Source organism: Streptomyces sp. NPDC090499, from assembly GCF_044769305.1.
Taxonomy (GTDB): Bacteria; Actinomycetota; Actinomycetes; order Streptomycetales; family Streptomycetaceae; genus Streptomyces.
In genome coordinates, this window is the sequence record NZ_JBIVXP010000022.1 from 111,472 (window position 1) to 126,105 (window position 14,634).

A 14,634-nucleotide genomic window follows, 5' to 3' on the forward strand; every position below is an offset into this window, starting at 1 on the left:
GTCGGGGTGGTGGCCATGGTCGAACGGAGGGCGCACACCAGCGGACGTGACGTGCCGAGGGTGACCGACCGCCAAGCCGGCCACCCTCCTGCGGCACAAAGCCCGGCTCAGCTCGGTGCCGAGCCAAGCTGCTGGACGATCGGTTCGAACTCCTCGTACGTGCTGACCAGAGGAGCCGACTCCCACGTCTTCTGTGCCATCACCCGTAGTCTCGGGAAGAGGGACGCGGCGGTCTGTTCCTCGGTCCAGGTGGTGGACCCGCCGCTCCAGAAGTGCACGGCGGCGCCGCGGTTGCCGGGCTCCGCCGGAGCGAGGTCGTGGAACGGAAACCCGGTGCCGTTGTCGTCGAAGTAGGCGAATCCGTGGAATCGGTGCACGGCCCAGTTCTCGTACATGGCGCGGGGCGTTGCCGGGGACGGGGAGCTGGGCACGGGGTAGGCGTATGTGGGATAGAAGCTGGCGTTGAGGACGGTATAGCCCTCGGTGACGAGCTCCTGAGGCGTCACCGGGTTCGTGCTGGGTATCGGCGTGTTGAGGTCCGTCCACCACTCCACGACGACGTTCTTGTCGACCGGGAAGAGACTGTCAGGGGTGAAGGTGTCGTTCCAGACCCGGAGCGTCCTGCCGCGGGAGCGCACCAGCTTGTTGAAGTCGTTGACGAGTCCGTGGATTCCGTCTTTCGCCGTGGCGGTCGGGCCGAGAGTGTCCTTGGCGTACGCGTCCAACTGCGGATACTTCAGGAACTCCGCCTCGCCGAGGAACTCGTCGCTGCCCATGTGCCAGTAGGGGGCGGGGAAGAGCGGAAGATACTCCTCGACGAGATCGCGGAGGAACTTCCGGGCGGCCGGGATCGAGTAGTCGATCTTGTTGGGGGCGATGTTTCCGTCCGTGTCCTTCAGCTGGAACTCGGGGTGGGATCTCAGCGCCCAGCCCAGGTGGCCGGGCATGTCGATCTCGGGCACCACGGTGATGTGGTGCCGCGCCGCCAGCTCGATCAGGCTGCGCACCTGATCCTTGGTGAGGTACTCCGGTGACTGCAGGCCGTCCCGGCTCTCGATGCGCCAGCCCTCGTCGTCGCTGAAGTGGATGTGCAGGTAGTTGAGCTTCAGGTAGGCCAGGTCCTTGATGTGCGCGGCCAGCCAGTCGTACGAGTGGTGCTTGCGGGCGATGTCGATCATCAGGCCGCGTTCCGCGTAACGCGGCCAGTCGCGGGCGGTACCGGCGGGGACCGTCGTGTTCTGCCGCAGGAGCTGGAGCAGGGTACGGGTGCCGTAGAAGACACCGGCCGACGCCCTCGCGCTGATGCGGACGCTCTCGCCCACGGTCAGGAGGTACCCCTCGGTGCCGAGGAGCGTGTCGCGTGCGCGAAGGTCGAGCACCACGTCGCCGCTCTGGGGGGCGTCGTTCGTGATCACGGTCCGGCCGGCGTGCCCGGTCAGGGCCCGCAGGTCCTCGGCGAGGAGGCCGGCGTCCGACCGCAGGCGGTGCGAGTCAGTGGGACGGACGAGAATCCTGGAGGACGGTCCGATCCGGAACGAGCCGGACCGGGCCGTCCACTCCCGCAGCGCGGGGATCGTGGCCGGCCGGGACGAGCCCCCGTCCGTGACCGGGCTGTCGGCCGTGGAGGCCGCAGTGGACGCGGTGGACGCGGTGGACGCGGTGAGCGGCGCGGCATGCGCGGTCTGCGCCGCGGCCACGCCGGCCAGCGTGCCCAGCGCGCCCGCCAGGATGCGGCGTCTGCTGAAACCGTTGTCGTTCAATGCCAGTTCCTCTCTCGACGGCGACGTCCGGCCGGTCGGACGGACGTCGGCACCTTGGACATGAACAGGGAGCATCCGTGCTCCGTCGGAACGTCGGTTCCGGGGGCGGGAGTTACTTCACCGCGCCCGCGGACAGTCCGGACTGCCAGAACCGCTGAAGCAGCAGGAAGGCGATGACAAGGGGAATGATCGAGATCAGGGCACCGGTGATGACCACGGAGAACAGCGCCTGGGATCCACCGCCCGCGTTGGCGGTGGCGTTCATCTGGGCGAGGCCGACGGTGACGGGGTACCAGCGCGGGTTGCTGATCATGACCAGTGGCAGGAAGTAGTTGTTCCAGGTGGACACGAGCGAGAACAGGAACACCGTGGTGAATCCCGGCACGGTCATCGGCAGCGCGATGCGGAAGAAGATCTTCGCCTCGCTCGCTCCGTCGATGCGCCCGGCCTCCAGGATCTCGTCGGGCACCGAGTCCGCCACATAGGCCCGCATCAGGTAGATGCCGATGGGGTTGACCAGGGACGGAAGGATCACCGCCCAGGGTGTGTCGGTGAGTCCCGCCTTGCTGAACAGCAGGTAGGTCGGGATGGCGAGCGCCGTCGTCGGTACGGCGATGGTGCCGAGGATCAGGTTGAACATGCCGGACCGGCCGGCGAAGGCGAACTTCGAGAACCCGTATCCGGCCGAGGTGGCCAGCAGGGCCGCCCCCAGCGCTCCGGCGACCGAGTACCAGGCGGAGTTGGCCATCCAGTGCCAGAACACGCCGTCGGAGTAGGTGAAGACGGCCTGGATGTTGTCGAACAGGTTGAAGTGCCCGGAGAACCAGAAGCCGAAGGAGTCGAAGAGGTCGCCGTTCGTCTTGGTCGCGGAGACGACCAGCCAGAAGAACGGCACGAGGAAGTAGCAGAAGAAGGCCAGGAGGAAGACGGTCGCGAGGACCGACTTGCGGTCCTTGCGGCGCCTGACCGGGGTGACAGGCTGCGTCGGCGTGTGTGAGACGGCGGGGGCGTCCAGGGTGCTGTTCATCGAGACCTCCTCAGCTTTCCGAGGCCGAAGACCACGTATGTCGCCACGAGGATGACGAGGCCGAGGGCGAAGGACACCGCGGCGGCGTAGTTGGTCTGCTGATCGGTGAAGGCGAGGTTGTAGACGTACAGGTTGGGTGTCCAGCCGGGTGTGATGGCCGAACCGGCCGAGGGGACGAGCACCTGGGGTTCGTTGAACAGCTGGAACGACCCGATGATCGAGAACAGCAGGATCACCCCGAGCGCGGGCCGCAGCAGGGGCAGCTTGACGTGGAGGGCGGTGCGGATCGGCCCGGCGCCGTCCAGCGCGGCGGCCTCGTAGAGCTCCCCAGGGATGGCCTGGAGCGCCGCGTACAGGATGATCATGTTGTAGCCGGTGAACTCCCACGTCACGACGTTGGCGATCGAGGGGAGCAGATGGCCGGCCGACAGGAAGTCCGGGTTGGACATTCCCAAGTGCTCGGCGAGCTGGGTGAAGGCGCCGAACTTCCGGCCGTACATGTAGCCCCACATGAGGCTGGCGACGACCGCCGGGACCGCGTACGGAACGAAATACGCCAGTCGGAAGACCTTCGGAGCCCATACCCGGCCCGAGTCGACGACGAGGGCGAAGACGGTGGCCAGCACCATCGAGAGGGGCACCTGGAGGAGGAAGAACTTCACGATCCGGGTCAGGCCCGCGCGGAGCTGGGGGTCGTGGAAGGCGTCGACGTAGTTGCCGAGGCCGGTGAAGACCGTTCCGCCGACGATCTGCGTACGGAACAGGCTCAGGTATCCGGCGTAGCCGAGCGGAGCCACGAACATCGCGATGAAGACGACCATGAAAGGCGCGACGAACAGGAACCCCGCCAGGCCGTGCGGCCGACGCTGTCGGGGGCGTCCTCGACGCCCGGGAAGTGCGAGAGCCATGACTCAGCCAGTCACCTTGAAGCCCTGCTTGCGGGCGTAGGAGGTGAGCGATTCCTGCCACCCGTCCAGCGCGTCCGACAGCGACTTCTTGCGCGTCAGGGCGGTGCCGACGGTCGGGTTGTAGCTGTTGGTGACGTAGTCGTTGAACGGGCTCCACTGGAAGTCGGCGCTGACCGTCTCGGAGTACTGCGAGAACAGCTGGTTGACCTTCTGGCCGCCGAAGAAGGTGGACTCGTGCCCGACGTACGCGGGGTCGCTCAGAGTGCTCCGCAGGGGCGGGAACAGCGACAGGTCGGTCGCCATGCTCAGCGACGACTTCTTGTCGTGGTTGATGAACATGGCGAAGGCGGCCGCTGCCTCCGGGTGCTTCGTCTGCGCGGTGACCGCGTTCGTCGAGCCGCCCCAGTTGCCCGACACCGCCGCCCCGTCGCTCCACTGGGGAATGGGTGCCACGCGCCACTTGCCGGAACTCTTGGCCGCGGCGCCCTGCAGGAAGAGCGGAGCCCAGCCGGCGGTGACCCAGGTGGCGTACGTGCCCTTGGTGAGGCCGGCGTACCAGTCGTTGTTGAAGTCCGGGTCGGCCGAGACGATCCCCTGCTGCACCAGCGGGGTCCAGAAGTCGGCCAGCTGCTTCATCTTCGACGAGTTGACGCCGATCGTGACGTTGCTCCCGTTCACCTTGAAGGGACGGGCGCCCGCCTGCCAGGCCAGCCCCAGCCAGTTCGGCGCGTCGTTGTCGGGCAGGTTCGTCATCGCGATCCCGGAAGTCGCGGAGTGCAGCTTGCGGCCCTGGGCGGCGAACTCCTCCCAGGTCTTCGGCACGCTCAGCCCGTAGTGGTCGAAGACGTCCTTGCGGTACAGCATGCCCATCGGACCGGTGTCCTGCGGAATCGCGTAGACCTTGTCCCCGACCGACACCTGCTTCCACGTCCAGTCGACGAAGTCGTCCTTCAGGCCGCCCGCGCCGTACGGTGCCAGGTCCAGCAGGTCCTTGGTGATGACGAACGCGCTCAGGGTGTCGAGCCCGATCTGGACCACGTCGGGTGCTCCCGTGCCGGCCTTGAGCACCGTCCTGAGCTTCTTGTACTCGTCGGCGCTCTGGCCGGCGTTGACGACCTTGACCTTGATGTTGGGGTACTTGGCCTCGAACATGGCCACTTGCTTCTTGAGATCGATCCAGGTCCAGAAGGTGATCTCGGTCGGCTTCTTCAGTGCGGCCGCCATGCTCGCCGACGACACCGGCTTGGCCGCCGTGCCGGACGAGCCGTCGGAGCCGGAACAGGCGGTCAGCGCCGTTCCCGCCGTGGCCAGGGCACTCGTGGCGAGGAAGGAGCGGCGGCTCCATCCTCTCGAAGGGGTCTCCGGCTGACTGATCATCAGTTGTGCTCTCCCTCTTCCGGGCGATCGGACGCCCTGGTGCTGTCGAACATCGACCGCGTCGGACACTGCATGTCGGCGCACAGGGACTGTGTCGCCTGGTCTGAGGCGGATGGATGCTCATCGCGCCTGTCGGCGGGGCTTCGGCGCACCCATACGTGAACCAGAGAGCATGACGCCTCTTCGGCCCGGGGGCCGATCACCGTGGCGATCGCCTTGTGCGCACCTTCGCGCTTTGACTACGAAGTCAAGCGGTACCTTGAATCGCGGGACATGCCGAAGTCAAGAGGTCCGCCATACCTTTTCCAACCCGCAATGACGGGCTGGTGACGTCGGACGGACGATCATCTGAGTTCTTCCCATTCCGTTATTGACTACGTAGTCTGGGCGCGTTCAACTTCCCGGTGCGGCAGCCGCCATCGGGCGGGTCGAGATCTGAAAGGATCGGTGAGTCGTGGTACCCACCGGCGGGGACGGGGTCGCTCCCCGGCCTGCGAGCACGGACGTGGCACGCCTGGCCGGCGTGTCGCAGAAGACCGTGTCGCGTGTGATGAGGGGCGAGCCGCATGTCCGTCCCGAGCTGCGGGAGAAGGTGCTGCGCGCCGCGCAGCAGCTGCGTTACCGCCCCAACGCGGCCGCCCGCAGCCTGACCTCCGGCCGGACGGGCCGGATCGGTGTCGTCGCGCTCGGCGCCCGGTTGTACGGCCCTGCGACGCTGATCGTCGCGGCGGAATCGGCAGCGCGCCGGCTGGGTTACGCGACCGTCGTCGCGCACACCGGCGAGGACGACGACCATGCTCTCGCCGGTCCGATCGAGCGGCTGCTGGAGCAGGGCGTCGACGGGATCATCCTGCCCGAGGACACTGACGAGGGCCCCATAACGGTCAACGTCGACGTGCCGGTGCTGACCATGGGACGGTTCCACGGCCTCGCGGCCCCGCGCCGGATCGAGGCGGCGGAGCGCGACGATCGCAGCGGCCAGGTGGCGACCCGCCACCTCATCGAGCTCGGCCACACCGAGATCCGTCATGTCAGCGGACCCGACCGCTGGTGGGCGGCGCGGGACCGTGCCGACGGCTGGCGCTCGGCGCTGACCGACGCCGGTCTGCCGGCGGTCGACCCGGTCGAGGGCGACTGGACCTGCGAGGGCGGCTACGCGGCAGGGCTCCGACTCGCCGAGGACCGGGCGATGACCGCGGTCTTCGTCGCCAACGACGAGATGGCGATCGGCGTGATCCGGGCCCTGCACGAAAGCGGCCGCCGCGTGCCCGACGACGTCAGCGTCGTGGCCATGGACGACATCCCCGCGGCCCGCTTCCTCAACCCCGCCCTCACCACCATCGTCCAGGACCTGGACACCATGGCGGCCGAGGGAGTCGCGCTGCTGGTCGAGGAGATCACCGCACCCACCTCCACGGGCCGCCGGATACATCTCGGTGAACCGGTCCTCGCCGTCCGCGAGTCGACCGCACCGCCCCGGTGAGCAACCCCCACACAGTCAGGAGTTCTCGTGACGAACACGTCGCGCCTGCCCCGCCAGATCCTCTTCGGAGCGGCCTATTACGCCGAGTACCAGCGCGGCCCACGCGTCACCGAGGACTTCGACCGGATGGCCGCGGCCGGGTTCAGCGTCATCCGCGTCGGAGAGTCCGTGTGGTCGACCTGGGAACCCGAGGACGGCCGCTTCGACGTCGACTGGTTGCAGCCCGTCCTCGATCATGCGCACGCCCGTGGCATCCGGGTCGTCCTCGGTACACCCACCTACGCGGTGCCACCGTGGCTCGCACGCAGGTACCCCGAGATCGCCGGTGAGACGTCCACCGGCGAACGTGTCGGCTGGGGCGCGCGCCAGGAGGTCGACTTCACCCACGCCGCGTTCCGCTTCCACGCCGAGCGGGTCATCCGCGTCATCATGGAGCGCTACGCCGGCCATCCCGCGGTGATCGGTGTCCAGGTGGACAACGAGCCGGGCTTCCATCTGCTGCACAACCACGTTGTCTTCCAGCGCTTCGTCGACCACCTGCGCCATCGTTACAAGGACGTCGAGACCCTCAACGAGGAGTGGGGGCTCGTCTACTGGTCGCACCGCCTGTCCGACTGGGCCGACCTGTGGAGACCGGACGGCAACGCACAACCCCAGTACGACCTGGCCTGGCGCCGGTTCCAGGCCGAGCAGACGGCCGAGTTCATCCGCTGGCAGGCCGGCATCGTACGCGGCTACACCGAACCCGGGCAGTTCGTCACGACCTGCATCGCCTATCAACTTCCTGCCATGAACGACGAGTTGGTCTCCCGCGAACTCGACATCACCTCAGGCAACGCCTACTACGGCATGCAGGACGCGCTGCTGCTCCCGCAGCCGCACCCCACGCAGCGGAACTGGTTCACCACAGGCGTGCCCGCCCTGCACCTGACGGCGGACCGCATGTACGCCTCCCGCCAGGCGCCGTTCATGGTGACCGAGACGGTCGCGTCGTCGATCAACGACGCCGGGCGCATCAAGCCCGCCTACGACGGGCAGTGGCGCCAGGCCGCCTGGGCACTGGTCGCCCGCGGCGCCAAGATGATCGAGTACTGGCAGTGGAACACCCTGCGCTTCGGCGCCGAGACGTACTGGGGCGGCGTCCTTCCGCACAGCGACGTCCCCGGTCGCGCCTACCACGAGATAGCGGGGCTGGGAGCCGAGTTCGCCGCCGCTGGCGAGACGGTGGCCGACCTGACGCCGCACAGCGACGTCGTCTTCCTGTACTCCTCCGCCAGCAAGTGGCTGATGGAGAAACAGCCCCTGCTGGCCGATGCGCACGGCGCCCCCGACCGGCACGCCTACCGGGAGATCTTCGACGCCTTCTACCGGGGTGCCTTCGACGCCCGGCTGCAGGCACGGCTGGTCCACGACGACCAGATTCTCGACGGAGCGCCAGGACAGGAAAGCCCGGATCCCGCACGGTTCGCCGCACAGCACCCGCTGCTCGTCGCCGCGGGCACGCAGGTGACCGAGCGACGCCTGCTCGACTGGCTCACCGCCTACGCCGCCGTCGGCGGACACCTGGTCCTCGGCCCGCGCACCGGCTACACCGACGAGGAGGGCCGCGCCCGGGAAGAGGTCGCGCCTCCGGTGCTGTCCGGCCCCGCGGGGGCCTCCTACGGCGAGTACAGCAACTTCGACACGGACATCCCCCTGACCGCCGGCCAGGACGGCGGGCTGCGGCTGCCGGGCGACGCGACCGCCACCCGCTGGGCCGACGGCCTGGTGGCCGGTGACGCCCAGGTCCTGGCGGTCTACGAGCATCCGCACTTCCGGCGGTTCGCGGCCGCGACGACCCGGTCGCACGGCAAGGGCCGCATCACGTGCGTGGGTACCCTGCCGGGCGTCTCCTTCGCCAAGGCCCTGTTCGAGTGGGCGCGCCCCACAGCCGCGCTCTGGAACGAACTGCCGCAGAGCGTCACGGTCAACAGCGCGACCAACAACGACGGCCAGAGGGTGCACATCCTCCACAACTGGGCTTGGGAACCGCAGACGGTCACCGCTCCCGTCGACCTGGAAGACATCCTCGCCGAACGCAAGTTCCGCGCCGGGGACATCGTCGAACTGGGGCCGTGGGACGTCGTCGTCACCGTCGAGCCGTGATCGTTCCGGCTCCGCCGACCGCGCGCCGCGCTCGCCACGTCTCGGCCGCTCTCCATCACCGAAAGAAAACCGTCCCATGAACCAGACAGCCGCCGGCCACGCACGGCCGGGCGACGACAAGACGGAGATCACACCATGACCCGCCGGCCCAACCCGCTGATCCCGGGCTTCAACCCTGACCCGAGCGTGGTGCTGGTCGACGGCGTCTACTACCTGGTGACCTCGACGTTCGAGTACCTTCCCGGCCTGCCGGTGTACCGCAGTACCGATCTCGTCGAGTGGGAACACATCGGCAACGTCGCCGAGCGCCCGGAGCAGGTCGCCGTCGGCTCCGTCGTCACCGGCGCCGGCGTCTTCGCACCCACCATCCGGTACCACGACGGGCTCTTCCACGTCATCGTCACGGTGGTCGGCAGCCCCCGGGGCTGCGTCGTTTTCACCGCCACCGACCCCGCCGGCCCGTGGAGCGACGGACTGACCATCACCGGCGTCGACGGCATCGACCCGGACCTCGCCTGGGACGACGACGGCACGGCCTACGTCACCTACTCCGGGTTGCGGCTGTCCGGAAACGAAGCGGGTCGCCACTACGGCATCGAACAGTTCCGGGTCGACCTCACCACCGGCCGGGCTCTCGAAAGGCCGCGCTCGCTGTGGTCCGGCACCGGGCTGCGGTTTCCCGAGGCGCCGCATCTGTACCGGCGCGGCGACCACTGGTACCTGGTCATCGCCGAGGGCGGCACGGAACGCGGACACGCGGTGAGCGTCGCACGCGGAGCCTCACCCACCGGCCCGTTCACCGGGCATCCGGCCAACCCGCTGCTGACGGCGAGCGGGTCCCCACGCGCGGTCCAGAACACCGGGCACGCCGATCTGGTGGAAACGCCCGAGGGCGGTTGGGCGATGGTGCTGCTGGGCGTGCGTCCCATCGGGGAGGCGCAGGCGTTCTCCCCGCTGGGCAGGGAGACGTTCATCACCGATGTCACCTGGACCGAGGACGCCTGGCCGGCGATCTCCGCGGTCGGCCTCACTCCTCGTGCCGACACCGAGGGTCACGAGTTCTCGTTCGAGGACGCTATCGCTCTCGACGATCCCGGGTGGCTGGCGGTCCGCACCACACCGGGAGCCGTGGGCCGTGTCACCGACGGCCGCCTGGTACTGCGCGGCCGGGGAGCCGGCCTCGACGACCCGCAGCCGGTCTTCGTGGGCCGCCGCCAGCGCCACCTGAACGCCGTCGTGACCACCACGGTGGACGCGGCCGACGGCGTGGGCGGTCTGGCGACACGCTACGACGAACGGCATCACTTCGGCCTGGAGGCGAGAACGCAGGACGGCAGCACCAAGGTGACCGCATGGGCCGCCGTCGCCGGTCTGCGCCAGGAGTGGCACAGCTCATTCCCCGGCGGCCCGATCGAACTGCGCATCGAGTTCCAGGAACCGACCGAAGCGGCCACGGCCACGGGCGGGGACCGTATCCGGTTGCTGTCGGGCGGCACCCTGCTCGCCGAACTCGACGGACGGTACTGGACGTCGGAGACCTGCGCGTCCTTCACCGGCCGGATCGTCGGACTCCACGCGAGCGAGGGGACGGCGCGTTTCGCCGATTTCCACTACTCGGGGTGGGAAACCTCGCCCGCTGCGGGCTGACGGTGCCACGAGCCGCCGGCTGTCGGCTGTCGGTGCTGATGTCACCGCGCGGTAGCCGTACAGCGGCAACGGCAAAAGGCATCTCCTGCCCCAGGCCTTCCGCCTACCACCCCACCCATGATGGGAAGCCTCTTGAAAGACCTCTTCATCGACTCCGCCTCCGGCCAGTTGCTCGTCAACGGCGAGCCGTACCTGATCCGAGGCGTCGAGCTGCACAACTCCACGTCGTCCAGCGTGGAGTACCTTCAACCGCTCTGGAAGCGATGCGCCGACGCCGGGGTGAACACCGTGCTCGCCCCGGTGAGCTGGGAACTCGTTGAGCCGCGCGAAGGAGCGTTCGACTTCGGCCTGGTCGACGCCATGCTCGTCGGCGCCCGCGACCACGGGCTCAAGCTGGTGCTTCTCTGGTTCGGAAGCTGGAAGAACGCCTCCTCCAGCTACACGCCTGCCTGGGTCAAACTCGATCCGTCCCGGTTCCCCCTGCAGCGCGACGAGAACGGCGACCCGCTGGACAACCTCAGCCCGTTCTCCACGGCCAACCGCGACGCCGACGCCGCCGCCTTCGCCGCCTTCATGGAACACCTCGCACGCATCGACGGCCACGACCGGACCGTAATCATGGTGCAGGTGGAGAACGAGGTCGGCCTGCTCGGCGCCGCCCGCTCCCACGGACCGGACGCCGCTGCCGCCTGGGACGCTCCCGTACCGGCCCCCCTCCTGGACGCCCTGCGCTCCAAGGCCTTCCCCCACGTCCACGCCCCTGCCGAACCGCCCGCCCCGACATGGGGGGCTTTGACGGGCGACCCCGACCGCACAGCCGAGTTGTTCATGGCCTGGCACTACGCGGCCTACGTCCAGCACGTCGCGGCCGCGGGCCGGGAGCGCCACGACATACCGCTGTTCGTCAACGCGTGGCTGGACTCGATCATCCCGGACGCGTCGCAGCCCACGGACGTCACCTTCGCCGGCGGCCAGACACCCGGTGTGTTCCCCAGCGGAGGACCGCTCCCGCACGTCAACGCGGCCTGGAAGCAAGCCGCCCCCGCCATCGACTTCCTCGCGCCGGACGTGTACTTCGGCGACTTCGAGATCCCGTTCAAGGACTACGCGGACACCAACGCCGCCTTGTTCGTGCCCGAGTTGCGCGCCGACCGTCACGGCGTCTCGCACACCTTCCTCGCCATCGGGAGGTACGGTGCGATCGGAGTCGCGCCGTTCGGCTTCGACTCCCTCAAGGACGAGGAGACCCTCGACCTGCGCCGCACCTACGCTCAGCTCGCGGCACTCGACAGGCACATTCTCACCGCCTGGCCCCAGGACCGCGTGCGCGGCTTCAGGGTTCCGCCTGGCGAGAAGGAGACGCTCACGCTCGGGCAGCACCGGTTCGTGATCAGGGCTGACACGGCGTGCGGCGACGGCGAGGCCGTCGGCTACGGCCTCCTGCTGCAGAGCGACGAACACACGTTCATCGCCGCCGGCCACGCGTTCACGGTGGACCCGTGTCCGCGGGGCGACGGGCCGATCGCGATCCTGGAGGCGGACGAGCTCGTCGTGAGAAACGGCGAACTCGTGCCGCAGCGGAGGCTCAACGGCGACGAGACCTCCTCCGGAACCCGGATCAGGATCGCGGACGACCCGGCCCGAGCACACGGCTTCATGCCCGCCTCCGGAGTCCCGTCCGGTCTGGTGCGCTTCTCAGTGTACTCCCGGACGAGGAGTCTTTCGGGCTGAACCCGTGATGCCGGCCACCTGGCCGGAGTCTGGTTCAGTACGTGGCACGCCCACCGCTGATGTCGTACACGGCGCCGGTGGAGAAGCTGACGCGGTCGGAGCCGAGGAAGGCGACGAGTTCGGCCACCTCCTCGGGACGTCCGATCCTCCCCATCGGAATCAGGCTGGTGAGGCGTTCGAGTACGTCCGGCGCCGTGGTCTCGTTCATGGGTGTGGCGATGACGGCGGGCGTGACCACGTTGACCAGGACTCCGCTGGTGGCCAGTTCCTTGCCCGCTGCCTTGGTGAGGGCGATCACGGCGGCCTTGGACGCCGAGTAGACGGAAAGGTTGGGATTACCGTCCTTGCCGGCCATGCTGGCGAAGTTGACGACCCTCCCCCATCCCCGGTCCCGCATGCCGGGCACGAACAGACGCATGGTGTTCACGGTGCCCAGGACGTTGACGTCGAGGACGCGGAGCCAGTCGTCGCGCACGGTGTCCGGCAGCGGCTTGTTGGGCCCGACAATGCCGGCCGCGTTGACCAGTACGTCAATGGAGCCCAGCTCGTCGGTCGCGTGGCGAAGTGCCGCTTCGTCGGTGATGTCGACGCATATGTCGGCGGCTTCGAGGTCAAGTGTCGTCACCTTCAGACCGTCGGCTCGCAGACGCTCGGCAGCGGCCGCACCGAGTCCGCGGGCGCCGCCCGTCACGAGGGCCGTTCTGGCGTTCATGCGGTGACTCCTGTCGGGAAGGGGGATGTCGGCGGATGCCGCTTCCACGTGGGCCGACACGGCCGCGTCCGTGGCGAGGGATTGCCGGGGCTCGGAGCCGGTCAGTGGGACTCACGGGTGACCTGCGAGCCGCTGGCACCAGTGAGGAAGTCCAGGTCGGCGCCCGTGTCGGCCTGCTGGACGTGGTCGACGTAGAGCCGTTCCCAGCCGCGGCGGGGGGCGGCGAAGCCTGCGACGGTCGCCTCGTCGGGGGTGCGCCGGGCGAGTTCTTCGGCGGGGACTTCGAGGTCGATGCGGCGGGCCTCGACGTCCAGGCTGATGACGTCCCCGGTGCGGACCAGGGCGAGGGGGCCGCCGGCGGCCGCCTCGGGTGCCACGTGCAGCACGACCGTGCCGTAGGCGGTGCCGCTCATCCGGCCGTCGCAGACGCGGACCATGTCGCGCACGCCCTGTTCGAGCAGTTTCCTCGGCAGGGGCATGTTAGAGACCTCCGGCATGCCGGGGTAGCCCTTGGGGCCGCAGCCGCGCAGGACCATGACGGAGTCGGCGTCGATGTCGAGTTCCGGGTCGTCGACGCGGGCGTGGAAGTCCTCGATGCTGTCGAAGACGACCGCCCTGCCGCGGTGGCGCAGCAGGTGGGGCGAGGCCGCCGCCGGTTTGACGAGGGCGCCCCGGGGCGCGAGGTTGCCGCGCAGGACGGCGATGCCGCCCTCGGCCACCAGCGGCTTCTCCCGGCTGCGGATCACCTCGGGGTCCCAGACCGGGGCGTCGTCGAGGTGGTCCACCAGGGGGGTGCCGGTGACGGTCAGCGCCTCGGGGTCGAGCAGGTCGCGGACCTCGCGCAGGACGGCGAGCAGGCCGCCGGCCCGGTGGAAGTCGTCCATGAGGAACCGTCCGGCCGGCAGCAGGTCCACCAGGACCGGCACCCGGGAGCCGATGCGGTCGAAGTCGTCCAGGGTCAGGTCGATGCCCAGGCGGCCGGCGATCGCCAGGAGGTGGACGACGGCGTTGGTGGAGCCGCCGACGGCGGCGAGCGCCACGATGGCGTTGTGGAAGGACGCCTTGGTCAGGAAGGTGCCGGGCCTGCGGTCGGCGACGACCATGTCCACCGCGAGCCGCCCGGTGCGGTGCGCCGCCTCCAGGAGCCGGCTGTCGGGGGCGGGAGTGCCGGCGGTACCGGGCAGGGTCGTGCCGAGCGCCTCGGCGACGATGGCCATGGTGGACGCGGTGCCCATGGTGTTGCAGTGCCCGCGGCTGCGGATCATCGCGGACTCGGAGCGGGTGAACTCCTCGTTCGGCAGCGTGCCGGCCCTGACCTCCTCCGACAGCCGCCACACGTCGGTGCCGCAGCCCAGCGGCGCGCCCCGGAAGGTACCGGTCAGCATCGGACCGCCGGGGACGACGACGGCGGGCAGGTCGACGGAGGCGGCGGCCATGAGCAGCGAGGGGATCGTCTTGTCGCAGCCGCCGAGCAGGACGACACCGTCGACGGGGTTGGCCCGGAGCATCTCCTCAGTGGCCATGGCGGCCATGTTGCGCCAGAGCATGGCGGTGGGGCGCATCTGGGTCTCGCCCAGGGAGATCACGGGAAGGTTCAGCGGGATGCCGCCCGCCTCGTGGACGCCGTCGCGGACGGAGGCGGCCACCTCGGTCAGGTGTGCATTGCACGGTGTCAGGTCGGAAGCGGTGTTGGCGACGGCGATCTGCGGGCGGTCTGTGAACGCGTCGCCCGGTATGCCCCGACGCATCCAGGCCCGGTGGATGTAGGCGTTGCGGTCCTGACCCTCGTACCACTGTGCGCTACGTAGCTTCACACGCGCTCTTTTCAATAATCGGTACGGCGT

General features: G+C 69.0%; 10 protein-coding genes. 4 read left to right on the forward strand and 6 right to left on the reverse strand.

The genetic code is table 11. From position 1 onward, the window contains the following. Positions 1-107: 107 nt before the first annotated feature. The 4 genes from ACIQVL_RS44650 to ACIQVL_RS44665 all read right to left on the reverse strand — a co-directional run bounded on the left by ACIQVL_RS44650 (position 108) and on the right by ACIQVL_RS44665 (position 5,072). Entirely contained in the window at positions 108-1,760 is a 1,653-nt protein-coding gene (locus ACIQVL_RS44650; RefSeq protein ID WP_403478369.1) for a family 20 glycosylhydrolase, read from the reverse strand. A 112-nt stretch (positions 1,761-1,872) separates the two neighbouring features. Next, positions 1,873-2,787 (reverse strand): carbohydrate ABC transporter permease, encoded by a 915-nt coding sequence (locus tag ACIQVL_RS44655; protein WP_403478370.1) that lies wholly within the window; start codon positions 2,785-2,787, stop codon positions 1,873-1,875. Beyond that, complete coding sequence (locus tag ACIQVL_RS44660; RefSeq protein ID WP_403478371.1) at positions 2,784-3,695, reverse strand: carbohydrate ABC transporter permease; 912 nt, start codon at positions 3,693-3,695, stop codon at positions 2,784-2,786. The genes ACIQVL_RS44655 and ACIQVL_RS44660 overlap by 4 nt, the downstream gene beginning before the upstream one ends. 3 nt (positions 3,696-3,698) lie before the next feature. Continuing rightward, positions 3,699-5,072: an ABC transporter substrate-binding protein gene (locus ACIQVL_RS44665; RefSeq protein ID WP_403478372.1), complete on the reverse strand. Its 1,374-nt coding sequence runs from the start codon at positions 5,070-5,072 to the stop codon at positions 3,699-3,701. A 505-nt stretch (positions 5,073-5,577) separates the two neighbouring features. Between ACIQVL_RS44665 and ACIQVL_RS44670 the strand changes: the two genes are divergently transcribed. From ACIQVL_RS44670 to ACIQVL_RS44685, 4 genes are all read left to right on the forward strand, one after another. Continuing rightward, positions 5,578-6,555 (forward strand): LacI family DNA-binding transcriptional regulator, encoded by a 978-nt coding sequence (locus ACIQVL_RS44670; RefSeq protein WP_403478403.1) that lies wholly within the window; start codon positions 5,578-5,580, stop codon positions 6,553-6,555. A 27-nt stretch (positions 6,556-6,582) separates the two neighbouring features. Then, the gene (locus tag ACIQVL_RS44675) at positions 6,583-8,700 is read left to right on the forward strand and encodes a beta-galactosidase (RefSeq protein ID WP_403478373.1); all 2,118 of its coding nucleotides are present in this window, start codon (positions 6,583-6,585) and stop codon (positions 8,698-8,700) included. Positions 8,701-8,835: 135 nt separating this feature from the next. Further along, a complete protein-coding gene (locus tag ACIQVL_RS44680; protein ID WP_403478374.1) occupies positions 8,836-10,347 on the forward strand; it encodes a family 43 glycosylhydrolase in 1,512 nt (503 codons plus the stop codon). Positions 10,348-10,464: 117 nt separating this feature from the next. Next, positions 10,465-12,078: a DUF5597 domain-containing protein gene (locus ACIQVL_RS44685; RefSeq protein WP_403478375.1), complete on the forward strand. Its 1,614-nt coding sequence runs from the start codon at positions 10,465-10,467 to the stop codon at positions 12,076-12,078. A gap of 34 nt (positions 12,079-12,112) precedes the next feature. Here ACIQVL_RS44685 and ACIQVL_RS44690 read toward each other — a convergent pair whose 3' ends face one another. After that, a complete protein-coding gene (locus ACIQVL_RS44690; protein ID WP_403478376.1) occupies positions 12,113-12,790 on the reverse strand; it encodes an SDR family NAD(P)-dependent oxidoreductase in 678 nt (225 codons plus the stop codon). Positions 12,791-12,891: 101 nt separating this feature from the next. Then, a complete protein-coding gene (locus ACIQVL_RS44695) occupies positions 12,892-14,604 on the reverse strand; it encodes an IlvD/Edd family dehydratase (protein ID WP_403478377.1) in 1,713 nt (570 codons plus the stop codon). Positions 14,605-14,634: the final 30 nt, after the last annotated feature.